The organism is Marinobacter sp. (genome assembly GCF_041687235.1).
In the GTDB taxonomy this organism is placed as follows: domain Bacteria; phylum Pseudomonadota; class Gammaproteobacteria; order Pseudomonadales; family Oleiphilaceae; genus Marinobacter.
Genome location: NZ_JAWLCH010000002.1, coordinates 75,233 through 100,664, shown reverse-complemented (window position 1 = coordinate 100,664; position 25,432 = coordinate 75,233). Strand labels below are relative to the sequence as shown.

The window sequence follows — 25,432 nt, the reverse complement described above, 5'->3', positions numbered from 1 at the left end:
GTTTCTCACCCCAAAAATATCCAAATTAAACCCCAAAAATTATCCGCTTTGCCGAGCTGCCTTTTAAGCACCCCAAAATAACGCCCAATTTTCCATCTGCAAGGCACCTCCAGGAAATCTGAAAAGGTTTTGGGTAGGGATCTCAAAACGGAAAAAGCAGCGGCGTAAGCCAGATTACCACGCCCATGGCAAGCAGCTGCAGGGGCACCCCAACCTTGGCGAAATCGAGGAAACGATAGTTTCCCGGCGCAAGTACCAGGGTGTTGACCGGCGAGGCAATGGGGGTGGCAAAGGCGGTGGACGCCGCCAGGGCCACGGTCATCAGTACCGGTTCGGGACTGACCCCCATTTGCTGCGCAGTGGCAATGGCAATGGGGGCCACCAACACGGTGGTAGCGGTATTGGAGATAAACTGGCTGAACACGGATGTGAGCAGAAACAGGCTGACGCAAAGTGCACGGGGACCGGCATCGCCAAGGCCCGCCACAAGCTGGTCAACAATCAGCGCCAGGGCACCGCTTCGCTCCATCGCCAGCGCCAGCGGTAGCAGTCCGGCAATCAGGACCAGGCTGGTGGCATTGAGGGAGCGATAGGCTTCCGGCAGTGTCAGGCAGCCACTGCCGATCATGGCCAGCGCCGCCAGCAGAACAGCGGTCAGGTTCGATGTCAGGCCGCTGACCATCAGCACCAGCATCCCGAGCATAATCGCCAGCGCCAGAGGGGCACGCTGGCCGTGGCTGGGCACTTCTTCCATTTCCTCGGGCGTATCCAGCAGCACAAAATCACGCTCCTGCTGCAACTCACGAAGCCGGTTCCAACCACCGACCAGCAACAGCGCGTCGTTTTCTTCCAGGCGGGTGGCGCCAAAACGCGTGGCCAAAGCCTCTCCCGCCCGCCGGACACCAATAACACTGAGCCGGAACTGTTCACGGAAGCGCCCCTCCTTAAGGGTCTTCCCGATCAGTGAAGAACCGCGTCTCAGTGCCACCTCTGCCACCCCGAACTCCTTCCTGACCCGCTCCATTTCGCCCTCGGGAAAACCCAGGGACGACAGGCGCTGTGTCAGACACAACTGTTCAACGGCTTCGGGTGAACCATACACCAGCAGCCGATCGCCTGCCTCCACGCGGGTTTCCGCCAGAACCGGCACCAGAGTAGAAAGCAATCGCCCCGCCCGTCGGATGCCAAAAAGCGTGACTTCGTAGTGTGTGCGCAGGCCGGCCTCGGCCGCCGTTTTGCCAGCCAGCCCCGAGCCGGCCGGCACCGAAAGCAGGTGCAGCTGATCGGCAATGTCGTAGCGTTGGGCAAATTCTGCCAGGGGAGGGTGGGCTGCACCGTGTTTCTCCACGGTGCGGGTGGGCAGCAGGTGGCGGGCAACGAAAATGAGGTAGATCCCGGCCACCAGCAGAATCACCAGGCCAATCGGCGTGAAGTCAAAAAACCCGAAAGGGGTCATGCCCGATTCGCGCATCTGGCTGGCGACCACCAGATTGGGCGGCGTGCCGATGAGCGTCAGCATGCCTCCTACCAGGGAAGCATAGGCCAGCGGAATCAGCAGGCGAGCCGGGTTCATGCCTGAACGTCGGGCCATGCTCAGTACTACAGGCAGCAATAGCGCTACGGCGCCGGTTGAGCTCATGAAGGCTGAGAGCAACGCAACGAGCGGAATGAGTACAGCCAGCAGGCGGGTCTCGTCAGATCCACCTACCCGCAGCAGCCACTGCCCTGCAGCTGCAGCAACACCGGTTCGGAAAAGCCCTTCTCCCACCACAAACAGGGCAGCAATCATGACCACCAGCGGGTTACCGAAACCGGAGACCGCCTCGGCTGGTGAGATCAAGCCGGACAGGGCAAGCACAGCAACTACCAGCAGCGCGACCATATCCATACGGATTCTGTCGATCAGAAAAAGACCGACAGTGGCCGCCAGCAGCGTGAGGACGAAAATAATCTCGGCGTTCACAGGCAGTTTCCTTGAGCGGACAAAAAACGGAATAGGGAATCACGGATAAGTTGTCCTTAACTCAACAGATGAGTCAAGGGGTGTCCCTGCTGGCTCGCACCATAGCCTGAATTGTCTATAATCGGGCACCACCCATGAGGAAACGTTCGATGCCCGCTTTGCCCCGCTCCGCCAAATGCTATCCCTTAATTAACCACCATGGCCACGGCGCCTGCCAGTGCGGCTCGCCGATGCTGTCCCAGTTCCATGAGCGCATGATGGCGGATATTAGCCGCAGGCAGTTCATTGGGGGTGCTGCCGGTGTTATGGCTATGTTCGCGGGATTGCGCGCGCCTAGCGTTCTGAGCCAGCAGCCCCGGGACGAAAACCGACCGATTCTGCTTAAAAACCTGAGGCTTTTCGATGGTAGCGGCGGACCGCTGCGTGAAGGCGTCGCTATCCGCATTGAGGACGGTCGCATTCAGGCCCTGCTTGCCAACGGTGCAGACTTCGGTGATGCGGAAGTTGTGGATTGTGGCGGCCGAGTGGTGATGCCGGGTCTCATTGACGCCCACTGGCACACCACATTGGCTGGAATCAGCCAGCTTGAAGCCATGACAGCGGACCCGGGATATGTGCATCTGGTCGCAGCTAAAGAAGCGGAACGTACGCTAATGCGTGGCGTCACTTCGGTTCGAGATGTTGGTGGCCCTTCCTTTGCCCTCAAGCGCGCGATCGACAAAGGCATTGTCGATGGCCCGAGGGTGTTCCCCGCCGGTGCCATGATTTCGCAAACCTCCGGCCATGGTGATTTCCGCATGCGGCACGAGGTGCCTCGGGGTACTGCCTCGCCCCTGAGCGAGCAGGAAAAGCAGGGAGTCGCTGTAATTGCCGATGGTGAAGCCGAGGTGCTCCGCCGCACTCGTGAACAATTGATGTTGGGGGCATCCCAGATCAAACTGATGGCCGGCGGTGGTGTGGCCTCCACTTATGATCCGCTGGATAGCACTCAGTTTACCGAACGGGAATTACGCGCAGCCGTAGACGCCGCAGAGGACTGGGGTACTTACGTTGCAGTTCATGTCTACACGCCCAAGGGCATTCAGCGGAGTCTGCGGGCGGGTGTGAAGTCCATCGAACACGGTCAACTGGCAGATGAAGAAAGCGTTCGCATGATAGCAGGCGAGGGCGCCTGGTGGAGCTTGCAGCCGTTCCTCCAGGATGAGGATTCCAATGTTTATCCTGATGCCGCGCGCCGGGAGTCGCAACGCATGGTGGCGGAGGGAACGGTGCGGGCTTACGAGATGGCGCAGCATTTTGATGTCAAAACAGCCTGGGGCACGGATATTTTGTTCAGTCCCCAGAACACCCAGAACCAGTTGCGTCATCTCGCCAAACTCACACGTTTTTACGATTCGCTCACCACGCTGGCGATGGCGACTGGTCGCAACGGTGAGCTCCTGGCTATGTCTGGCAATCGAAGCCCCTACCAGGGCAAGCTTGGTACCATAGAGTCCAGCGCTCTGGCCGACCTCTTAGTGGTGGATGGAAACCCGGAGCGGGGGCTGGAGTTTTTGAGTGACCCGCAGGCCAACCTCCGGCTCATAATGAAGGGAGGTCGAGTCTACAAAAACACCCTTTAGCGAACCCGCCCGGGGCTGCTCACACCTGAATTATTCGCGCAGATCAACGGTTTCCACGACCGCTGCTGCGATGTCCTCTTCTTTAAAAAGAATCGGTCGCCACTCCAGGTCGCTGTATAGCTCTGTCTGATCTTTGAAGTGTTCGGCTTCGGGATCGTGATCCTGACTATAGCTAAGGAACATATCAGCCTTAGGGCCTTCATCTGTGTACTGAAGCGCCATCACAAAGCTGGAGCCATAGTTTATTCGGTAAGCCAATTCATCCTGACCATCACCGTCTTCGTCCAGTGCGAACAGAGGGCTGTCTTCAGTCGGCTGCCCCGTCAGAGTGTTCGCCAAATCAGAAGTGCTTCGGGAATTGGCTTTGGTTTCGGCCATGTTGAACACGCCCTCGAACGAATAACCCCCGGAGACAGGAATTGGCTGCTCGCCTTCAGCTTTGAGGACATACTGCAGCGAACCCAAAGAGGCATTCAGAGAAAGGCCATTTTCCTCTAGCCTTGCCGCCGCAGCCGCCAGCGCCTGAAGTACCGGATCATTGGTTGCGTCTGCCGGGTCGATCGGCGTCAGACCGGATGGCGTTGTTACCGGCGCATCGGGATCAAAGCCTGAGGCAAACAGGTCGTCGTCCAGTTCCCGGTGGCTCGATACACGGAACTCTGCAAGGAACTCCCGCATCAGGTGCGCACCCGTGCTATTGATGTTGTAGCGGCCATCCCAGTTGATCAAGACCTGACAGGCAGCGGTAAGGTCAAATGCTGCGCTCTGATAGGTCACCGTCGGGTAGTTGATACAACGCTGGGTTAGAGCGTTTTTCCACTCACCACTGAACAGCGAGCCATTGTGGGTCATCACACTCTTGAGCTCCTCCAGGGAGAATCGGCCGTCCGAACCGGCCAGCCCGGAACTGCTGGAGTCAGTGATCAATTTTGCATTGAAACGAGTGCGTGTGCTTCGAATGGTTTGTTCTGGCCCGTAAAGAATACTGAAACCTTCCAGCGGTTCATCGAGGTTCGAGAGCCAGTGGCTGCTGTTAGCATTGAAGACATAGTCGTTGCGGGTCTGTTTTGGCGCCTCGCTGAAAGGCACCAATCCTGGCGACAAGGTTTCACCGGTATCCAACCACTCAAAAATGGAACTGTTTCCGGGCAGCAGGACGCTGCCGGCACCATCCTGCCAGATTGGCGCCAATTGCGGAGACTGCGATGCAGCCCGCCAGTATTGCTCGGCCTGTGGAGTAAGGTTGGGTACCAGTGTGCCGTCAACATAATTGGCGGTACCTTCCCGGTCGATCATCAGGGTGTTTACCCAGGGAATGCCCTGGTTTTCTTCAAATGCCTGGAAGAAACCCTCACGACTTTCAGCCTTGGCCATCGCAAGCCACTGATCCAGCATCCGGGTATTGCCCAGATTGGCGTCCCGGAAGGCGACTGCAGAGTCCTCTGTCCAACCCAAAACTGGCGATAAAGAAGCCAGATTCACGACGGGGCCATGGTGGCTGAAATAGACTGCTTGACTGTAATCAGCAAGGCTACCGTCCGGCTGCTTCACTGTTATTTCCACGGTTTTGGTCGCCATATCACGGTAGGCACCGTCGTATTCATAGCGGGTTGCATCAGCCGGATCGAGTTCCAGTTGATACAGGGTAAATCGCTTGGATTGGGAGACTGTGTGAGTCCATCCCAGATGGTTATTAAATCCAATCACTACTGCCGGCAAACCAATCATCGTGATACCGGTCACGTCCAGTTCGCCCGGAATCGTTAGATGGTTTTGGTAAAAACGCAGCTCGCCATCCCAGGGGAAATGCGGGTTACCCAACAGCATACTGTTGGCACCGTCTGTTTTTTCATTCCCCAGTGCCCAGCCGTTACTGCCAATACCTTCTGAGGTAAACACTTTGGCAGGATCCAGCTGCACATTGAACTCGGCTATATTGGAAGTGGGCGGCCGCGCGGCGGCGATCGCTTCGAGGAAATTCCGGGCACTGGCCAGACCGGCAAGATCCAACTGGTAGGCGAGCAAATCCTGAGCGGTTATCGGCTCAACCCACTCGGCACCGCGGCAGGGTGATGGATAATCCCCGGGACCCTGACGTTCCGCAAGAGAACGATTGAAGCCTGCGGCGTAACCCTTCAAAAGTTCGCTGGACGTGGGAGACAGTTCTTTAAATAATTCAGCGGCCTGGGCCGGATAATCAAGCGCCTTGTAGCCTACGTCCGTCAGCAGGTTTCCGTTCTGCTCGCCAGGCCCGAAGTAACGGGATTTCTGGGATTTCAATTTGACCAATTGTTCGGACAGTGTGCACAGATTGTTTCTGGCATGGTCGTAACCAACACCGTAGCCGAGAGAGCCATAATCATTTGCGGTAATGTGTGGCACCCCATACTCGGTGTAACGAATATCAGCTTGATAGGACGGAGCCTGATCCGATGGTGACGAAGAACTTGCGTTATCCGACCCACCGTTGCAGCCTGATAAAATAATCGTGCCAAGTACGAGAAGGGTCGTGCCTGATCGAATTTCCATAGAGGAGTCCTCGTTGTTTTTGTGTTTCTGCGAGGTCTATTTAACGGTATCGGTTGGATTGGATCGTCCGCATCGATAGATTCGAATAATTTTTTATTTAACTTTAAAAAACAAAAGCCTGTGAGTTCGAATCGATCGATTCGCACGTGGAGACGAGATGAATTACTGGACGGGAACCGTCGCACTAGTGTGCCTTTGCATCGGAGTCATCCTGCTTTTCGCCAGTTTGAGCTGGTTTGTGAACAGACAGCAGGACAGGCTTCCAATGGCATACCTTCTTGCTCTGGTGTGCCTCGTTATCCTTCAGTCTCTGGAATTTATGTACCAGGCCAGCGATTTGATGGAACGGTTTCCGTTCTTTCTCAAGCTGTTCGACCCGCTAATCGTGATGATGCCGTTCTGTATCTATGGCTACATTCGAGCCATTCTGGGCGATAACGCGCTGAACAAGGAAAAAAATTGGTGGCTACATGCCGCTCCGATGATTGTGGTTGCTCTGCTTGCAATACCTTTCTGGAGCATGCCGGGGGAACTCAAGGTTTACTGGATGTTTCAGGGCAGAATTGCTGAATCGCTCTGGCAACCGATCACACTTTATGGCAATTCCTATTTAGCCGTGATCGGTGCTTCCAGTCTCTTTTACTGGTGGCTGCAACGAAAAAAGGGCATCAATACTCGAAAGGCGGCCGTACGTGAATGGGTGAGGCATCTTCAACTCATTCAGTTGATTATCGCTGCCAGTATGACTGCCAGAATTATTGTCTACTTTGTCTTTGGTGAAAGCTTTTCCGTCGCCTTTGTTCTCGCGCCTACAACGGCTTATCTTACCTACCTGCTGCTTACCCACGCTAACCCACCTATGCACGTACAGCGAACGGCCCCTGTGCCGTTAGCATCACAGGAATCAACCGAGCAGAGAAATCCAGCGCTGATTGACGAGACCGACTTAACTCTGTTCAAAGAACTTGGACAAGCCATGGAAAAAGGGCTCTTCAGAGAAAATACACTGACCCTTAGAATTCTCGCCGAAGCTTGTGGCACCACAACTCATCAGGCGTCGGCTGCAATCAACCTCTGTTCCGGTGTAAATTTCTATGAATGGGTCAATGGTTATCGTATCAAAGCAGCTTGCGAAGCCCTGAGCGAGACACCTCAGAGCGTTTCTGAGATCTGTTACGAGGTTGGGTTTAACTCGAAATCAACATTCAACACCGCTTTTCGCAGGCAATTGGGCTGCACACCAACCGAATATCGCAAAAAACATGCGCCAAAGTGAAAGTTGCTTGAGAGCCACACAACCGTGTTAGCCAGCCAGGGTGTTCGTAAGCCTAAAACCGTATTCATTCCGTTATTCATAGTCTGGCGTCATCCCGTCTCCATATGCTTCAATAATCGGAAAGCAGTCAAGCCAGCCAACAAGGCAGGTTTACATACCTCGGCGCCTGGTCAACAACAATGAGCACAGACGATAAGATGGTCAAACGCCGGCGCTCTGCTCTACGTGGCCGTCAACTGGAACCGGCGGTACTGTCGGAGCTGCGGGACCTGATCGGTGACGAACGTGTCGATTCGTCATTGCGAGACCGCGATCGCCTTATCGAGCACCTGCATGTATTGCAGGACGCGGACGGTTACCTCTCCTTGTCTCGCCTTCGGGCCCTTGCGGCTTTCATGAACCTGCCCATGGCCACCATTTATGAAACGGCCACGTTCTACGCCCATTTCGACGTTATTCACGATGAACAAGCCCCGCCGCCTGAGATAACTTTGCGGGTGTGTGACTCGCTTTCCTGCCAACTGGCGGGCGCAGGGGCACTGCACGAGGCGCTGTCTGATGGGACTGACCCGAGCCAGGTGCGTGTGGTCCACGCGCCCTGCATGGGGCGTTGCGATACAGCACCCGTGGTGGCCGTGGGACAACATCATGTATGCAACGCCACTGTTCAGACGGTAGGCAAGGCAGTCGAACAAAAGCAGGTTCAACCCGACGACATCCATTGGCAGAAGCTGGCGGATTACCGCTCGGTGGGTGGTTATCAGTTGCTGAAGGATTGCCGCGACGGACGGGTTACCGTCGAGTCCCTTGCGGAAGAACTTCAGCAGGCTGGTCTGCGCGGCTTGGGCGGCGCCGGTTTCCCCACGTTCCGCAAATGGCAGGCCGTGCGGGCCGAACTCGGGCCACGCTATGCGGTGATCAATGCCGACGAGGGTGAACCGGGTACCTTCAAAGATCGCTATTACCTGGAACGAGAACCCCACGTCTTCCTGGAAGGCGCGCTGGTGAGCGCCTGGGCGGTTGAGGCGCAGGCTCTCTACATATACCTGCGGGATGAATATCCCGGCCTCCTGGGTGTGCTGAAAAACGCCGTTGCCGAGCTGGAAGCTGCGGGCATCATAGAACCCGGTTTCGTAATCCTGCGCCGGGGCGCGGGCGCCTATATCTGTGGCGAGGAATCCGCCCTGATCGAGTCCCTGGAAGGCAAGCCCGGCAAGCCAAGGCATCGCCCGCCGTTCGTGGCGCAGAAGGGGTTGTTTAACCAGCCCACACTCGTTAACAACGTCGAGACCGTTTACTGGATTCCGCGCATCCACGCCCAGGGCGCCGACTGGTTCGCCAGCCAGGGGCGGCATGGTCGCAAGGGGCTGCGCAGCTTTTCGGTGTCAGGTCGGGTCGCGCGGCCCGGTGTGCACGTCGCACCCGCTGGCATCACCCTCAATGAATTGATCGAGGAATACTGCGGCGGCATGGCCGAAGGGCATCGCTTGCTGGCCTATCTGCCCGGCGGGGCGTCCGGTGGCATATTGCCGGCCAGCAAAGCCGACATTCCGCTGGATTTCGACACCTTGCAGGAACATGGCTGTTTTATCGGCTCCGCTGCCGTGATCGTTCTGTCTGATCAGGACGATTTGCAGGCTGCGGCTGCCAACTTGTTGGGCTTCTTCGCGGACGAATCCTGCGGCCAGTGCACGCCCTGCCGTGTGGGCACCGAGAAAATGCTCACCTTGCTGGAGCGGGATACCTGGGATGAGCAGACGCTCAAGCAGTTGGCCAGGGTGATGGCGGATGCGTCCATCTGCGGACTCGGCCAGGCCGCACCCAATCCGGTGCTGAGCCTGCTGCGGGATTTCCGCAGTGAACTCGCCAGCAGCAACCTGATAGCGAAAGGTTAGGGGAGGCAGCCATGAGCGAATCGAAAACAGCCATGATTGATGCGACCACAAGCTTCACCCTGACACTGGACGACGTGGAAGTTCAGGCCCACCCCGGCGAAACCCTTTGGCAGGTGGCCAAGCGCGCCGGCGAGACCATTCCGCACCTGTGCTTCAAAGACGCCCCGGGTTACCGAGCGGATGGCAATTGCCGCGCCTGCATGGTGGAAGTGGAGGGTGAGCGGGTGCTCGCCGCAAGCTGTATTCGCGAGGCCGCGCCCGGCATGGTGGTGCGAAGTGCCGGTTCCACCAGAGCCCAGGAAGCCAGGAAAGCGGTACTGGAATTGCTGCTGGCCGATCAACCTGCGCAAGATAGCAGCCCCGATCGTTCAAGCCACTTATGGGAAACGGTGGACCAACTGGCCATTGATGCAGCTGCCGTGCGTCAACGTCTCCCGGCCCGTTCAGAGCGTGACGATCCAACGGTTCACCATGTTGCGCCGCGGTCGGACTCGCTGGCCCACGCCCGGGGCCATGACGCCACTCACTCTGCCATGAACGTGAACTTGGACGCCTGCATCACCTGCGGGTTGTGCGAGCGCGCCTGCCGCGAAGTGCAGGGCAACGATGTCATCGGCCTGGCGCATCGCGGTGCCGCGTCCAAGGTAGTGTTCGATTTCGATGACCCCATGGGCGACAGCACCTGCGTTGCCTGTGGCGAATGCGTGCAGGCCTGCCCGACCGGCGCGCTCATGCCCGCCACCCTGATCGATGCCCAGGGCCACGGAGACTCTGCCACGGCCGACCGAACCGTGGACTCCATTTGCCCCTATTGTGGCGTGGGCTGCCAACTGACCTATCACGTGAAAGACAAGCCCGCTTCTGCCGAGGGAGCAACAGGCGAGCCGCGAGGACGCATCCTGTTTGTGGAGGGCAAAGACGGCCCCTCAAATCAGGGCCGGCTCTGCGTGAAAGGCCGTTTTGGCTTTGATTATCCGTCTCACCCGGCAAGGCTCACCCGGCCGCTGATTCGCCGGGAGGGCATCCCCAAGGGGCTCGACCCGGACTTTGATCCGGCCCATCCGTTAACGCACTTTCGAGAGGCGAGTTGGGAAGAGGCGCTGGATCTGGCGGCAGGGGGGCTCACCCAACTTAAAACCCAGCACGGACCGGATGCGCTCGCCGGCTTCGGCAGTGCCAAATGCTCCAACGAAGAAGCCTGGCTGTTCCAGAAACTGGTGCGCACCGGTTTCGGCTCCAACCACGTTGATCACTGCACGCGGCTTTGTCACGCCAGTTCCGTGGCCGCATTGATGGAGTGCCTGGGCTCTGGCGCCGTCACCGCCTCCTTCATGCAGGCGCTTGAGGCGGATGTGGTCATCCTTACCGGCTGCAACCCGGCGGTAAACCACCCGGTGGCTGCCACCTACTTCAAACAGGCAGCACGAAACGGCACCAAGCTGATCATCATCGACCCCCGGGGCCAGGCGCTGGATGCCTATGCCTGGCGCAGCCTGCGTTTCTCGCCGGGTGGGGATGTGTCACTGTTCAACGCCATGCTCAATGTGATCATCAGCGAAGGACTCTTCGACCAGGCCTACATTGACGCCCACACCGAAGGCTTCGAGGCATTGGCCGTCAGCGTTGAAGGTATGACCCCGGAGGTGATGAGCCCGGTCTGTGGCGTGGCGCCCGACACCATTCGTGAAGTGGCCCGGGCCTACGCCGAGGCTGACAGAGCGATGATTTTCTGGGGCATGGGCATCTCCCAACACGTGCACGGCACCGATAACGCCCGCTGCCTGATTTCACTGGCGCTCGCATGCGGCCACACCGGCCGGCCCGGTACCGGTCTGCACCCCTTGCGCGGGCAGAACAACGTGCAGGGCGCCTCCGATGCCGGTTTGATCCCCATGGTGCTGCCAGATTACCAACCCGTCGGGGATGCCCAGCTGCGCGCCGCCTTCGAAGAGCTCTGGAACACCGAACTGGACCCGAAGCCGGGACTCACCGTGGTGGAGATTATGGACGCCATCAAGGCAGGCACCATCAAGGGCATGTACATCCTCGGCGAAAACCCCGCAATGTCCGACCCGGACCTGACCCACGCCCGGGCTGCCCTCGCTGCCCTTGAGCACCTGGTGGTGCAGGACCTGTTCGTCACCGAGACCGCCCAGTTTGCCGACGTTATCCTGCCTGCCGCCGCCTGGTCGGAAAAATCCGGCACCGTCACCAACACCAACCGCCAGGTGCAAATGGGCCGTGCCGCACTGGCGCCGCCGGGGGAGGCAAAGCCCGACTGGTGGGTTATTCAGGAAATGGCCCGGCGTTTCGGGCTGGCATGGAACTACGCCGGCCCCGAGCAAGTGTTTGAAGAAATGAAGCAGGGCATGCACTCCCTGGATCATATCTCCTGGTCTCGCCTGGAGCGCGAGGGGTCCGTTACCTATCCATGCCCCGCGGATGACGCCCCGGGCCAGGACGTTGTCTTCTCCGATGCCTTCCCGCGCGCAGGCGGCCGCGCCAGATTCTCACCGGCCAGCCCGCTGCCACCGGACGAACCCGTGGATGCCGCCTATCCCATTGTGCTGACAACCGGGCGATTACTCGAACACTGGCACACCGGCGCCATGACCCGTCGGAGCCGGGTGCTGGATGAGCGGGAGCCGGAAGCGGCAGCCTACCTGGCTCCCGCTGAGCTGGATCGTATGGGCGTAGCACCGGGCAATGACATTCAAATTGCCACCCGGCGCGGCACCATCACCCTGACGGCGCGGGCCGATCAGACCATGCCGGAGGGCATGGTGTTTGTTCCCTTCGCCTTTGTGGAGGCGGCAGCGAACGTGCTCACCAATCCGGCCCTGGACCCGTTCGGAAAGATCCCGGAATTCAAGTATGCAGCTTGCAGGTTGAGCCCGGCGTAGCTTCCCAGACAAACAGGCTCCTCCCGAACGACGTTCATTGTCGCATCGCGTCTGTAAACTGCTCGCGGTTGGTCTAGAATAACGCCAAAATTCCCAGATCTTTCAGGTAGATAAAATGCCAAAGTTTTTGCATACGGCAGACTGGCAGATGGGCCGGGCCTTTACCCGTTTCGAGACCGAAGACGGCGCAGCCCTGGTCGAGGCCCGGTTCGAGGCCATCGAAACGCTTGCACGGCTGGCCAATGAGCATCACTGCGATGCGGTACTGGTCGCAGGTGACGTTTTTGATGCCCAAACGGTCTCCGACCGCACCATCCGGCGTGTATTCAACGCCACAAAGGGGTTTACCGGCCCCTGGATCATGCTGCCAGGCAACCACGACGCAGCGCTGGCAGAGAGCGTGTGGACCCGAGCCCAGCGATTGGGTGCGGTACCGGAGAACGTGCATCTCGCGCTTCAGCCCGGCGTTATTGATCTGGAGCCACAAGGCCTCAGCATCCTCTGCGCGCCGCTGACCCAGCGCCATACCTATGGCGATCTGACCGAGCCATTCGGCGGCTACGAAACCCCTGAAGGTTTTCTCAGAATCGGCCTGGCCCACGGCAGCGTCCAGGGCCTGTTGCCGGACGAGATTGATTCCACCAACCCCATAGCGCCAGAACGAGCAAAAGCCAGCAGCCTGGACTACCTCGCCCTTGGCGACTGGCACGGCACCAAACAGATTGATGAGCGCACCTGGTACAGCGGGACGCCCGAGCCGGAACGGTTTCGTAACAACGAAGCAGGCAATGCCCTGATCGTTGACGTGTCCGGGCCAGGGGCAACCCCGACAGTGACTCAACTACCAACCGGTCGGTATCAATGGCACCAGTTTCGGGAAACCCTGGCGGTCCACTCCGATCTTGAGCAACTGCTGGAGCGTTTGAACGCCTTGCCGGAATCCGCCGTGGTTGATCTGCGCCTTGACGGTTCGGTGACCCTGGCCGGAGAAGAAACACTCTTGAAGGCCTTGTCGGTTGCCGAAGCACGATTCCGCAGCCTTCGCTGTGAGCGGAGCGGACTTCAGCTGGCACCCACCGATGAAGACATTGCGGCCCTGAAAGCGGATGGCTACGTGGGCGAGGTGGTTGAAAGCCTGCGGGAGCGGCAGGAAGGAGCCCAGGACGATGTCGCCCGGGACGCGCTGGCCATTCTGGCGGGGCTGCTCAGGGAGCGGGAACAGGAGGTGGGGCAATGAAGCTGCAGCGAATGCGCATTGAACAGCTGCGCCAGTTCCGCAAACCCTTTGTTTTGGATAACCTGCAACCCGGCCTCAACCTGATTCACGGCCCCAACGAGTCCGGCAAAAGCACCCTGGTACGTGCCATTCGCGCCGCGTTTTTCGAGCGCTACCGTTCAACCGCCGTGGATGACCTGCGCCCGTGGGGCGACTCCGCCGCGGCGCCCACCATCGAGCTGGATTTCGAGCACGACAACCGTGCTTGGCGCCTTACCAAAAGCTTTCTCCAGCGCAAACGGTGCGACCTGGTTGTCGGCACTGATACCTACAGTGAAGACGACGCCGAAGAAAAGCTGGCCGAATTGCTGGGCTACCAGTACCCGAAACGTGGCGCCAGCAAAGCCGAGCACTGGGGCATACCGGGACTGCTGTGGGTGGAGCAGGGCACCGGGCAGGACATCGAGCAGGCCATCGAGCATGCCGGCGATCATCTGAAGTCCGCCCTGAACTCCATGGTCGGAGAGGTGGCCAGTTCCGGGGGCGACGACCTGATCGAGACGGTTCGCAGCCAGCGGGACACCTTGCTGACCGGCACCGGCAAGCCCCGGGGCGATTACCAGAAACTGGAAAAAGACCGCGCTCAATATGAGCTGGAAATAGAAGAGCTGAAGGAGCGGGTGCATAAATACCAGGAACAGGTCGACCGGCTTGGCAAATTGGCCCAGGAATATGATCAGGCCGAGGCCGAGCGCCCATGGGAAGACGCCCAGCGCCAGCTGGAGGAAGCCCGCGCACGCTATCAGCAGGTTGAGCGCCTGGAGCAGCAACAGAACCAGGAGAAAGCCACGCTCAGCCAGCTACAGCAAAACCACCGCCTGTTGCAGCAGAACAAGGAACACCTGGAAGGGCTCAGTCGCCAGCTTGAGGGCAGAAAAGCCGAACTGGACCGAGCGGAGCGAGACCTCGCTACCGCAGAAGCCCAAACGCCGACGATTGCAGGCCGTTTGCAAGAAGCCAGAACCGCCTATGAGCAAGCGGAAAAGCAACGCAAACTGGCGGGTTTGCTGCAAACCCGACAAAGGCTGGAGCAGGATGTCCGCCGGCTTGAACAGCAAAAACAAGTGCTGACCCAGAACCTTGCCAAAGCAAAGGAATACCACCAGCAGTTGGAGCAAGCGAGGCAGCAGGCCCGGGAAAACCGCATCGATGCAGAGTTGGTCAAGAAACTGCGAGCAACGGGCAACCAGCTGAACGAAGAAACCATTCGCTCACGGACCATCGCCACCCGATTGAGCTGGCAGCTGGATGCTGGCGCATCGCTGACGCTGAACGATGAATCGCTTACCGGACAAGGCGAGCAGCAGCTTCTGGAAGAATCGACCCTGGTGATTCCCGGCGTGGGTACCCTGGGCATAACGCCGGGCGGGGAAGAGCTGGCCAGCACCCGGAGGAAGCTAAAAGCCCTTGAGGAAGATCTGGAAGAAGAGCTGAAGACCCTTGGCGTGAAATCCCTGCAACAGGCGGAGGACCGTCTTTCCGCTTTTGAAAGTGCCGGACGAGCCGTGAAGCATGCCGACGAGTTGTTCAAATCTCTGGCGCCGGCAGGCCTTGAGCAACTTGCCTCCGACCACAAAGAGGCGGACGGCGAGCTGGAGAAAGCAAAAAAACAATTGGAAGCCACTCCCAAACCGGACCCGAAAGAGAATGTGCCGGCCCTGGAAGAAGCGGAGGCAGCGTTCACCCGGGCTGGCACCGCACTGGATAAAGCGGAATCCGATGAGCGCGCGCATCAGTCCAGTTTAGCCGCCCTGAAACAGGCCCGGGACAACGCCAAAACCGAATGGCAGCGGCTGGCGGATGAAGAAAAGAGCCCGGAACGGCAACAGCAACTCCGCCAGATAACCACCGACCTGGCTCACATCGAAAAACAGCAGGCCGAACTGCAAGCCAGCCTCGAACGCCGCGAACGGGAAATCCGCGAAGCCCGCCCGGAGTTTCTCCGACAGGACATCGAGCGTTACCAGAACGCGGTTAACCAACTGCGCCAAACCCAGGAGAACCGGGGGCGAGAACTCCGTGATATCAAAGTCAGGCTGGAAGCCTGGGGCGCAGAAGGGCTGGAAGAACAGCTCAACGAGAAAGAGGCGGAGTACGACCAGTGCAACCGCCGCTATCAGGAATTGCACCGCCGCGCCCAGGCACTGGATCTGCTCCTGAATTTGCTCACCGAAAAGCGCCAGGCCCTGACACGCCGCCTCCAGGCGCCGTTGCAGAAACACCTGAACCACTACCTTTCAGTGCTGTTCCCGGAAGCATCGCTGGAAGTGGACGAACAGTTACGGCCCGGCACCTTTAGCCGGGGCAGCGAACTGGGGCAGATCACCGAACTGAGCTTTGGCGCCCGCGAACAGATGGGCCTGATCAGCCGCCTGGCCTATGCCGACTTACTCCGGGAAGCGGGAAGGCCAACGCTGGTCATCCTGGACGACACCCTGGTGCACAGTGATAGCGACCGCCTGGAAGACATGAAACGCATCTTGTTTGATGCAGCCAGCCGGCATCAGATACTGCTGTTTACTTGCCATCCAGAGAAGTGGCAGGACTTGGGGGTGGCGCCGGTGGATATTCAGGCATCTAAGGAGCAGGGCGTTTAGTCCCCTTAGTGAAACAAAGCAGGGCTTCTCCGTCACTATGCGATCTTTTCGGCGCGACCTGAAGAGCACAATATCCAGTCAGTTTGTATTGACGTTTCTCAGACCAGCGACGACCATCCCAAAGCGGACACAGGTTACGAAAATAGTCACTCATTACCGGAAACATAATGTTCGAACAAACCTTCAGAAACATCGATAACGTCCTCTGGAAAGAGGCTGGTTGCGCCACCGAGCTGGACTATACGGAACAGACCTCCTGGATGCTGTTCCTCAAGTACCTCGACGACCTCGAATTTGAGCGTTCCCAGGAAGCGGAACTGCGTGGACTGTCCTATGAGTTCATTATTGATGATGCCCATCGCTGGTCCCGCTGGGCCGCGCCCAAAAAGGCGGATGGCAGCTTTGATCACGATAATGCCCTAACCGGGGATGACCTGATCCAGTACGTCAGCTTTGAATTGTTTCCCTACCTCCACGGGTTCAAAGAACGAGCAAGCAGCACCGATACGATTGAATACAAGATCGGAGAAATCTTTGGCGAGATCCGCAATAAGTTCGCCAGCGGTTACAGCCTGCGGGACGCCCTCGAACTGATCGATGAACTCAGTTTTGGCTCCCAGGCCGAGAAACACGAGCTGTCACACCTTTATGAAGCCAAGATCAAGAATATGGGCAACGCCGGGCGCAACGGCGGCGAGTACTACACGCCGCGCCCGCTGATCCGCGCGATGATCAAAGTGGTTAATCCGACCATCGGCGAGCGTATCTACGACGCTGCAGCGGGGTCGGCGGGCTTCCTGTGCGAAGCGCACGATTATTTGCGTTATGGTCCGGACGGGGAGGGTGATGACAAGCGACTGTCCACGACGGACCTAGAAACCCTCCAGACTCGCACCTTCTTCGCCAAAGAGAAAAAGAGTCTGCCCTACGTCATCGGGATCATGAACATGATCCTGCACGGCGTTGAGACGCCCAATATCGTCCACACCAACAGCCTTACTGAAAACCTGAGCGATATTCAGGAGAAGGATCGCTTCGACATCATCCTCGCCAATCCGCCTTTCGGCGGCAAAGAGCGCAAGGAGATCCAGCAGAATTTCCCCATCAAAACCGGCGAAACGGCATTCCTGTTCCTGCAGCATTTCATCAAGTACCTCAAAGCGGGTGGCCGTGCGGCGGTGGTGATCAAAAATACCTTCTTGTCCAACTCGGATAACGCTTCAAAGGCCCTGCGCAAAGAACTGCTGGAAAGCTGCAACCTGCACACCATCCTCGACTGCCCCGGCGGCACTTTCCTCGGGGCGGGTGTGAAAACCGTGGTGCTGTTCTTCGAGAAAGGTGAGCCAACTCAAAAGCTTTGGTACTACCAGCTAGACCCCGGACGTAGCCTGGGCAAGACTAACCCGCTGAATGACGACGATCTGAAAGATTTTGTCGCACGGCAAGCGAATTTTGAGAGCTCCGAGAATTCCTGGGCTGTCAGCATCAGCGATGTGGACCCGGAGTCCTTTGACCTGTCGGTGAAGAACCCTAACAAGGCCGAAGAGGAACCTCTTCGCGATCCGGAAGTGATCATCAACGAGATTGAGACGCTCGATAAGGAAAGCGAAGAGATTCTGGAAGGGATTCGGGGAATTTTATGAAGCCTGATGATTTTCCTTGGATTCCATTGAGAAAAATTGTTCATGTATTGAGTGGTTTCGCATTTAAGAGTAGCGAGTATGCGGAAAGCGGCCATTTTTTGGTTCGAATTGGGAACGTGCAGTCTAGTGGTTTGGTGTTAGATAAACCGAAGTATGTTGTCTTGAACTCGAGAACGCAGAGATTTGAATTGCATGCTGGAGATATCCTAACTTCTTTGACTGGCAATATTGGTCGCGTAGCCGTTGTTGAAGAAAGGCATCTTCCAGTGGCCCTAAATCAGCGTGTAGCGAAAATCACGCCGATCAGCAATCAAGAGATTTCTGCCGAGTACCTATATTATTTTTTGTCTTCTCAAAATTTTCGAGATTCCCTAAACGCAAGTTCGCATGGCGTCGCGCAAAAGAATGTCAGCCCAAAATCAGTTGGCGATATTTTAATCCCGTTGCCAGAGTTAAAAGCTCAAAAACGCATTGTCGCCATCCTCGATGAAGCCTTTGCCGGCATCGACGCAGCGATGGCGAATACCGAAAAGAACCTCGCCAATGCTCGGGAGTTGTTTGAGAGTTATTTGAATTCAGTTTTTAGCCAATCGTCTTCTTCCTGGACTCAAACAACGATTGGCGGGATATTAAGTAAAGGGGTAATAGAAAAACCGACAGATGGTAATCATGGCGAAATACACCCCAAAAAAGCAGATTTTGTTCAATCAGGTATACCCTTCATTATGGCCGCAGATTTGGTTAACGGGACCGTAAACCAAACCGACTGTAATTTCATAAGCCGAGGGCAAGCAGACTCGCTTCGTAAGGGATTTGCTATCAACGGTGACGTTTTACTGTCTCACAAAGGCACTATCGGCAGGAGTGCGATACTGGAAACTGAACTCGATTACGTAATGCTTACTCCGCAAGTAACGTATTATCGAGTGAAAAACACTGAAATATTATCGAAAAAATTTCTTTACTACGCTTTTCATTCTCCTAGGTTTTCACGCGAGATGGCCAGAATTGCTGGCGCTGGTTCGACTAGGGCCTACATTGGAATCACTAAACAACTCGAGTTGCCAATTGCTTTCCCACCTATGGAAGCTCAAGAACGTTACACGGAGATTTTTGGTGAACTTTCGAGGGAGTCCAGGCGTTTGGAACAGCTTTACAAAACCAAACTTTCAGCTTTAAAAGAGCTGAAACAATCACTTTTACAGAAAGCCTTCTCCGGCGAACTCACAGCGCAAGCAGGTGAACCAGAGGTGGATGAGGCCGTAGCATGAATGAAGCAGAAACCCGAGCCGAGCTGATCGACCCGGCCTTGAAAGAAGCGGGCTGGGGAGTGGTGGACTCGAGCCGGGTGCGGCGAGAAGTGATCGCGCCGGGTCGGCTGCAGGGCGGCGGACGACGGGCAAAGGCGGATATTGCGGACTACGTGCTGACCTATCAAGGCCAGAAGCTGGCTGTGATTGAGGCAAAGAAGCGGTCCCTGCCTGCAACAGAGGGTCTGGGTCAGGCCAAACGGTATTCCGAGCGGCTTCATGCACGATTTGCCTATAGCACCAATGGCGTCGGGATCTACCAAGTGGATATGCTCACCGGCGAAGAAGGTTTGGTTTCGGGCTATCCATCTCCCGATGAACTCTGGGCGAAGACCTTTGCCGAGCGCAATGTCTGGCGCGAACGCTTCGGCGCCGTGCCGTTTGAGGACAAGGGCGGCTTCTGGGAGCCTCGCTATTACCAGCACAACGCCATTTCCCAAGCGCTGGAAGCCGTCTCTGGTGGTCGCGACCGTATTCTTTTGACCTTGGCAACCGGCACCGGCAAGACGGCCATTGCCTTTCAAATCACCTGGAAGCTGTTTCATGCCCGCTGGAGTCTGGCTGCGCAGGCTTCTGGTGAGCCAGGACGGCGGCCGCGTATTCTGTTCCTCGCCGATCGCAATATTTTAGCTAATCAGGCCTTCAACGATTTCTCCGCTTTTCCGCAGGATGCGCTGGTACGGATCGATCCGGAAACCATCCGCAAGAAAGGCCGCGTGCCCAAGAACGGCAGCATCTTCTTCACTATCTTCCAAACGTTCATGACAGGGCGTGATGAAAACGGCGACCCGGCACCCAATTTTGGTGACTACCCGCCTGACTTTTTCGATTTCATTATCATCGACGAGTGTCACCGTGGCGGCGCGAACGATGAAAGCAACTGGCGCGGCATCCTGGAATATTTCAGCCCCGCTGTTCAGCTTGGCCTGACCGCAACCCCAAAACGCGACCATAACGCCGACACCTACGCTTATTTCGGCGAACCGGTCTACATCTATTCCCTCAAAGAAGGCATTAACGACGGTTACCTGACGCCCTTCAAGGTGAAGCAGATTGCCACCACCGTTGATGATTATGTCTACACCAGCGACGACGATGTGGTGGAAGGTGAGATTGAAGAAGGCCGGCGTTACACCGAGTCAGACTTTAACCGCGTCATCGAAATCGAGGCTCGGGAAAAATATCGGGTTCGGGTGTTCATGGACCAGATTGACCAGCGCGAGAAAACCATTGTTTTCTGCGCGACGCAGGAACATGCGCTGGCAGTGCGTGATCTCATCAACCAGATGAAGACCAGCACGAACCCGCATTATTGTGAGCGGGTAACGGCAGACGACGGTAAGGCTGGCGAACAGTTTCTCAGACAGTTTCAGGACAACGAAAAGACCATCCCTACCATTCTGACCACCTCGCAAAAACTCTCCACCGGCGTCGATGCGCGCAACGTTCGCAACATTGTTTTAATGCGCCCTGTGAACTCCATGATCGAGTTTAAACAGATCATAGGTCGCGGCACCCGACTGTTCGATGGCAAGGAATACTTCACCATTTACGACTTTGTGAAGGCCTACGAGCACTTTAACGACGAAGAGTGGGACGGTGAACCGCTTGCGCCTGAACCTTGCAGCCAGTGCGGCCAGATACCCTGCATCTGCGCAGTAGAGCCACCAAAGCCTTGTTCTGAATGCGGGCAACGACCCTGCGCATGCGAGAAGGAACCACCAGAGCCGTGTCCGAACTGCGGTGAGCGCCTCTGTATTTGCCAGAAGAAGCGCAAGGTGAAAGTAAAGATGGCCGATGGCAAGGAGCGCACTATTCAGCACATGGTTGCCACGACCTTCTGGGGCCCGGATGGCAAGCCCATGTCTGCCGCCGAGTTTATCCAGCGTCTTTATGGCGATCTGCCCGAGTGGTTTGCCGATGAAGACAAACTCCGCGAACTATGGAGCCGCCCAGACACGCGGAAAAAGCTGATGGAAGGGCTGGAGGAGAAAGGCTACGGCGCGGATCATCTCCAGGAAATTGGCCGAATGATCGAGGCCGAAAAAAGCGACATTTATGATGTGCTTGCCTTCATCGCATTCAATCAGCCTCCGGTCACTCGCTCGGAACGGGTCGAGGCTCATCGAGAACAGATTTTCGGTAAGTACGATTACCGACAGCAGGACTTTCTGCGCTTTGTTCTGAACCATTATGTGGAACGTGGTGTTGGTGAGCTGGACCCGGACAAACTGCCACAGTTGATTGAGCTGAAATATCACACCGTTCGGGATGCGGTTCAGGAGCTGGGGCCGGTAGCGAACATACGAGATGTGTTTGTTGGGTTCCAAAAGAATTTATATTGAAGTGCTGCTCGCCAACGTTACGAAGGCAACAGGGAGTTTGTAATGGAACAAAGCTGCCCATTTTGCGCTGTCGCAGAAACATCAGAACAAGGCGCAATGCCGTCGAACTCGTTGGCTCATATCCGCCTGGATGGCTTTCCGGTTTCTGAAGGCCACTTGTTAATTGTTCCCAATCGCCATGCCGCCGACTGGTTTGATCTGACTCCGGCTGAGCAAAAAGCCATCATGGAGCTGGTAGAGCAAGGCAAGCAGTGGCTTGAAGAGCGTTATCAGCCGGATGGCTACAATATTGGTATGAACTGTGGAACGGCAGCAGGGCAGACGATTCTGCACATGCATTGTCACCTGATTCCAAGGTACGCGGGAGATCAAAAAGATCCACGTGGTGGTGTGCGATGGGTCATCCCGGAAAAAGCTGATTACTGGAGCGGTCGGTGAGTTTGCTTGATTACGAGAAGCGCTTCTCAACGCTTCGAGTGAACGGTGGCGGTGCTAATAAGAGCCCTCACAAAGTGGCCATGTTGCAGGCGGTCATGGATCTCGTTGAGTCGGGTGAAGTTGCGAATAATCGTTTCTATTTTGACGACAATCTTAAAAGTCACTTTACCAGACGCTTTCAAGAACTGGCGTCTCCCTCGGATCGGAACAATCCCCATCTACCGTACTTCCATCTCCGAAGCGAAGGGTTTTGGCACCTCAAAGTTAGACCCGGTCAGCGCGAGTCATATGAGCAACTGACAACGGCAACATCGCCGGGCGTCATTAACGCCCACGTCGACCATGCGTATTTGGACGATGAGTTGTTCGAGCTGCTGGGAAACCAGATTGCCCGGGAGCTTCTTAGATCCGCGCTGTTGACTAGCCTTGATGAGAAGTCGATTCGTAACCTCCTTAAACCTGAACGTGGCGGCTGGGACTGGCTGGAGTGTGAATTTCTAGTCAATGATTACGTGACAATGCTCGAGAAACACCTCGTCGGTGCGCCGTACAGCAAAGCAGAGCACCGCAGGACGCTGCAGCCGCGTTTGAATAATCGCTCCGAAGGATCGATTGAATACAAACACCAGAACGTCAGCGCTGTGCTCTTGGAATTGGGGCTTCCATACATCCCCGGCTACAAACCTGCTTTCAACTATCAGCAACAGCTCAAACAGGTAGTTCTGTCTTATCTTGCGGGCCATCAGAAGGTCGTTGATGACGTTAATCTAGTTGCGGATAAGGTCGCCGAAGAGCCGGATCATAATGATCGGGCGTGGGATTCAGTGTTTGATCCGGAGCCGCCAGAGCGCATTCCTTATGTCGCTGAAGGCAGGCCAAGCTACCTGGCGAAACGTATCGACTTCTCTGAAAGGGAACGCCGAAATCGCCAGCTGGGCGAGCGCGCTGAAGAATTTGTTCTTCGCATGGAGAAGCAGAGGCTTACCGCTCAAGGTCGACCGGACTTGGCGGGAGATGTCGAGTGGTCGAGTAAGGAGCGTGGCGATGGATTGGGCTTCGACATTCGCTCTTTTGATGCGGCTGGAGATCAAGAGCGCTTCCTGGAAGTTAAGGCGACGAACTCAGGGAAGTATCTGCCGTTTTTCATTAGCGAGAACGAGCGGGCGTTTTCTAACGAATACTCAGACGCGTTCCGTTTGTATCGGGTTTACGAATTTACCACTGCTCCGAAATTCTTCATCTTGCCGGGGGCGATTGAGCAACATGTGCATTTGTTGCCGCAAAATTACAGAGCTCGGTTTTAATGCGAGACATTTTCCGGTCGTCTTATTCGAAGATAGAAAACTCCAGGAGCCATGCGCTGATTCTAGAGGGATGGTTACCGGTAGACCTCCAGCCTGAAGGTAAAAATGAAAGGAAACATTATGCACAAGCGGCAGGCAGCGCTCGTTTTCTCGCTTTGTTCAATGTTCTTATCGGCAACCACCATGGCGACAGAAGAAGCGGAATACACGGTACTCCTGAAGGAGGAGAATCTGGAGGTGCGTCAGTATAAGCCGCAGATCCTTGCAGAGACGGTCGTCGATACGGAATTTGAAGAGGCGGGCAGTGAAGCCTTTGGTCGCTTGTTTAAATACATTTCCGGCAATAACCAATCCCAGCAGGAAATCGCCATGACTGCGCCCGTTGGTCAGGTGGCTGAGAGCCAGAAAATCGACATGACAGCACCGGTAGGGCAGACGCAGGTCGACGGGAAATGGGCGGTCAGTTTTATGATGCCTGGATCATTTACGATGCAGACCACTCCGAAACCCAGGGACGAGAGGATCACCATACGCGAGGTGCCCGAGCGGACGATGGCAGCCATCGAGTACTCCGGGTTTTGGAGCAAATCGAGCTATCAAAAGAACAAGTTGAAGTTGGAGGAATGGATCAACAAAAAGGGATTCATTATTCAGGGCAAGCCAGTCTGGGCGCGATATAACGCACCGTTCATGCCCTGGTTTTTAAGGCGAAATGAAATTTTGATCCCAATAAACAATTTGCAGTGATAGCGCGTATCAGTCTACTCACCCAGGCATCACGATCATCATAGGAAGTTTATTCATGCAAAACGTGCGCGTCGCCATTGTTGGCGCCGGCCTGGCGGGTTTATACGCCGCTTATTCACTAGAGAAGAAGGGCATCAAAGACTATGTCCTCCTCGAGGCCCGGGAGATTCTTGGTGGGCGGATTGCTTCTACGATCCACTCTGATGGTAAACCGGATGCGTCAGGCGTTGTGGGCTTCGATCTCGGGCCCTCCTGGTTTTGGCCCGCATTCCAGACCGATATGGCGCGACTGGTAGATGAACTTGAACTAGAGACCTTCCAACAATTTGAAACCGGCGACATGCTTCTGGAGCGTTCATCGAATCAGCCGCCTGAGAGAACACGTGGGTACGTCAATTCTCCGCCCTCTATGCGAATCGCCGGTGGCATGTATACCCTCATTGATGCGTTATACCGGCGGATTGATTCAGCGCGAGTAGTGACGGGCCAGGCGGTTCGTCATCTGCGCATGTCAGAACCACATGTCGAGCTGGTGAGCGAAAATGCGAATGGAGAGACCTTTAGCCACTTTGCAGAACATGTGCTGTTGGCCATGCCGCCCCGATTAGTTGAGTCTCAGCTTACGTTTTCGCCCGCCTTGCCGAACGAGCTTGCAAGACGGTGGCGAGAGACAGATACCTGGATGGCCCCTCACGCAAAATATATTGCCGTGTTTGATCAGCCTTTCTGGCGAGAGCAAGGGTTATCCGGGGAGGCTCGGAGTGCCGTTGGGCCGATGGTTGAGATCCACGATGCCTCTACTCCGGGCGGGAGGGCGGCCTTGTTTGGTTTCCTGGGTGTACCTGCTGACGTGCGCAGTCGTGTTTCTGAGGAAGAGCTTATTACTGCTTGCCGCACACAGTTCGTGCGACTGTTTGGTTCGCAAGCGGAGAATCCAGAGGCAGAATTTATCAAGGACTGGGCTAGAGAGATTTACACCGCCACCGACGTGGATCAAAGATCCTCTGGCGATCACCCTGTGCCTGCCTTGTCGCCGAGCTCAGGTGCATGGGCTAACCGGGTAACCGGAATTGGCAGTGAGTGGTCACGTGAGTTTACGGGGTATCTGGCCGGCGCTATTGATGCGGTAAATCGCGGTTTGGATTCATTTTAGGACTGTTCGAGGGAAGGGGCGGAGCCCCGGCGCGAGCTGGGCTTCCGCCCGAGCCCGGGGAATAGTTGCCGGGTTACTTCTGTTTCTCAGGCGAGGATTCGTACTCGCGAATCATGCCAGAAAGCTGGTCTTTCAGATTGAGGCGCTGTTTCTTGAGATCCTCCAAATGCTCGTCAGAGGTTTGCTCTGCACCACCTTCGAAATGGTGAACTGCATGATCTACCTCGTGGTACTCTTCAAACAGTTTTGCGAAATGATTGTTGCTGGTTTTCAGGTTATGAATAGCTTCTTTTGATTCGGGGAATTCATGAATCAGATCGTGTTTTTCCAGTGACATAAAGACAATCCTTTTGAGCGCGAGGTGTGTTTAAAATTGCGCTGTGAACGGAGGACCATACGGCAGAGTGACGACCAGTGACAAGCCGCGCAGG

The 25,432-nt window shown here is 56.4% G+C and carries 16 protein-coding genes; 13 read left to right on the top strand and 3 right to left on the bottom strand.

Annotated features, from left to right (window positions below; translation table 11 throughout):
- Positions 1–142: 142 nt before the first annotated feature.
- On the bottom strand, positions 143–1,963 hold the full coding sequence (locus tag ACESMK_RS04205; RefSeq protein WP_372995590.1) for an SLC13 family permease: 1,821 nt from the start codon (positions 1,961–1,963) through the stop codon (positions 143–145).
- A 149-nt stretch (positions 1,964–2,112) separates the two neighbouring features.
- On the opposite strand from ACESMK_RS04205, the gene ACESMK_RS04200 reads away from it, so the two are divergent.
- Positions 2,113–3,585 (top strand): metal-dependent hydrolase family protein, encoded by a 1,473-nt coding sequence (locus ACESMK_RS04200; protein ID WP_372995588.1) that lies wholly within the window; start codon positions 2,113–2,115, stop codon positions 3,583–3,585.
- Positions 3,586–3,615: 30 nt separating this feature from the next.
- On the opposite strand, the gene ACESMK_RS04195 is transcribed toward ACESMK_RS04200, so the two are convergent.
- Positions 3,616–6,114: a penicillin acylase family protein gene (locus ACESMK_RS04195; protein WP_372995586.1), complete on the bottom strand. Its 2,499-nt coding sequence runs from the start codon at positions 6,112–6,114 to the stop codon at positions 3,616–3,618.
- A gap of 157 nt (positions 6,115–6,271) precedes the next feature.
- Here ACESMK_RS04195 and ACESMK_RS04190 point away from each other — a divergent pair, with 157 nt between their 5' ends.
- From ACESMK_RS04190 to ACESMK_RS04135, 12 genes are all read left to right on the top strand, one after another.
- Positions 6,272–7,390, top strand: a complete 1,119-nt coding sequence (locus ACESMK_RS04190) for a helix-turn-helix domain-containing protein (protein ID WP_372995584.1) — start codon at positions 6,272–6,274, stop codon at positions 7,388–7,390.
- A gap of 179 nt (positions 7,391–7,569) precedes the next feature.
- Entirely contained in the window at positions 7,570–9,285 is a 1,716-nt protein-coding gene (locus ACESMK_RS04185; RefSeq protein WP_372995582.1) for an NADH-ubiquinone oxidoreductase-F iron-sulfur binding region domain-containing protein, read from the top strand.
- Between the two features lie 11 nt (positions 9,286–9,296).
- The gene (gene fdhF / locus ACESMK_RS04180) at positions 9,297–12,188 is read left to right on the top strand and encodes a formate dehydrogenase subunit alpha (RefSeq protein WP_372995580.1); all 2,892 of its coding nucleotides are present in this window, start codon (positions 9,297–9,299) and stop codon (positions 12,186–12,188) included.
- A gap of 115 nt (positions 12,189–12,303) precedes the next feature.
- On the top strand, positions 12,304–13,425 hold the full coding sequence (locus tag ACESMK_RS04175; protein WP_372995578.1) for an exonuclease SbcCD subunit D: 1,122 nt from the start codon (positions 12,304–12,306) through the stop codon (positions 13,423–13,425).
- Positions 13,422–16,061: an AAA family ATPase gene (locus ACESMK_RS04170; RefSeq protein ID WP_372995576.1), complete on the top strand. Its 2,640-nt coding sequence runs from the start codon at positions 13,422–13,424 to the stop codon at positions 16,059–16,061. The genes ACESMK_RS04175 and ACESMK_RS04170 overlap by 4 nt, the downstream gene beginning before the upstream one ends.
- A gap of 167 nt (positions 16,062–16,228) precedes the next feature.
- Positions 16,229–17,704 (top strand): N-6 DNA methylase, encoded by a 1,476-nt coding sequence (locus ACESMK_RS04165; RefSeq protein WP_372995574.1) that lies wholly within the window; start codon positions 16,229–16,231, stop codon positions 17,702–17,704.
- Positions 17,701–18,975 (top strand): restriction endonuclease subunit S, encoded by a 1,275-nt coding sequence (locus ACESMK_RS04160; protein ID WP_372995572.1) that lies wholly within the window; start codon positions 17,701–17,703, stop codon positions 18,973–18,975. The genes ACESMK_RS04165 and ACESMK_RS04160 overlap by 4 nt, the downstream gene beginning before the upstream one ends.
- Positions 18,972–21,359, top strand: a complete 2,388-nt coding sequence (gene hsdR, locus ACESMK_RS04155) for an EcoAI/FtnUII family type I restriction enzme subunit R (protein ID WP_372995570.1) — start codon at positions 18,972–18,974, stop codon at positions 21,357–21,359. Before ACESMK_RS04160 ends, hsdR begins: the two co-directional genes overlap by 4 nt.
- 42 nt (positions 21,360–21,401) lie before the next feature.
- Entirely contained in the window at positions 21,402–21,797 is a 396-nt protein-coding gene (locus ACESMK_RS04150) for an HIT family protein (protein WP_372995568.1), read from the top strand.
- On the top strand, positions 21,794–23,101 hold the full coding sequence (locus ACESMK_RS04145) for a DUF3883 domain-containing protein (RefSeq protein ID WP_372995566.1): 1,308 nt from the start codon (positions 21,794–21,796) through the stop codon (positions 23,099–23,101). Before ACESMK_RS04150 ends, ACESMK_RS04145 begins: the two co-directional genes overlap by 4 nt.
- 120 nt (positions 23,102–23,221) lie before the next feature.
- Positions 23,222–23,848, top strand: coding sequence for an SOUL family heme-binding protein (locus ACESMK_RS04140; RefSeq protein WP_372995565.1), 627 nt, complete (start codon positions 23,222–23,224; stop codon positions 23,846–23,848).
- A gap of 55 nt (positions 23,849–23,903) precedes the next feature.
- On the top strand, positions 23,904–25,001 hold the full coding sequence (locus tag ACESMK_RS04135) for a flavin monoamine oxidase family protein (protein ID WP_372995563.1): 1,098 nt from the start codon (positions 23,904–23,906) through the stop codon (positions 24,999–25,001).
- 73 nt (positions 25,002–25,074) lie between these two features.
- Here ACESMK_RS04135 and ACESMK_RS04130 read toward each other — a convergent pair whose 3' ends face one another.
- Complete coding sequence (locus ACESMK_RS04130) at positions 25,075–25,338, bottom strand: YdcH family protein (protein WP_372995561.1); 264 nt, start codon at positions 25,336–25,338, stop codon at positions 25,075–25,077.
- Between the last annotated feature and the right edge of the window lie 94 nt (positions 25,339–25,432).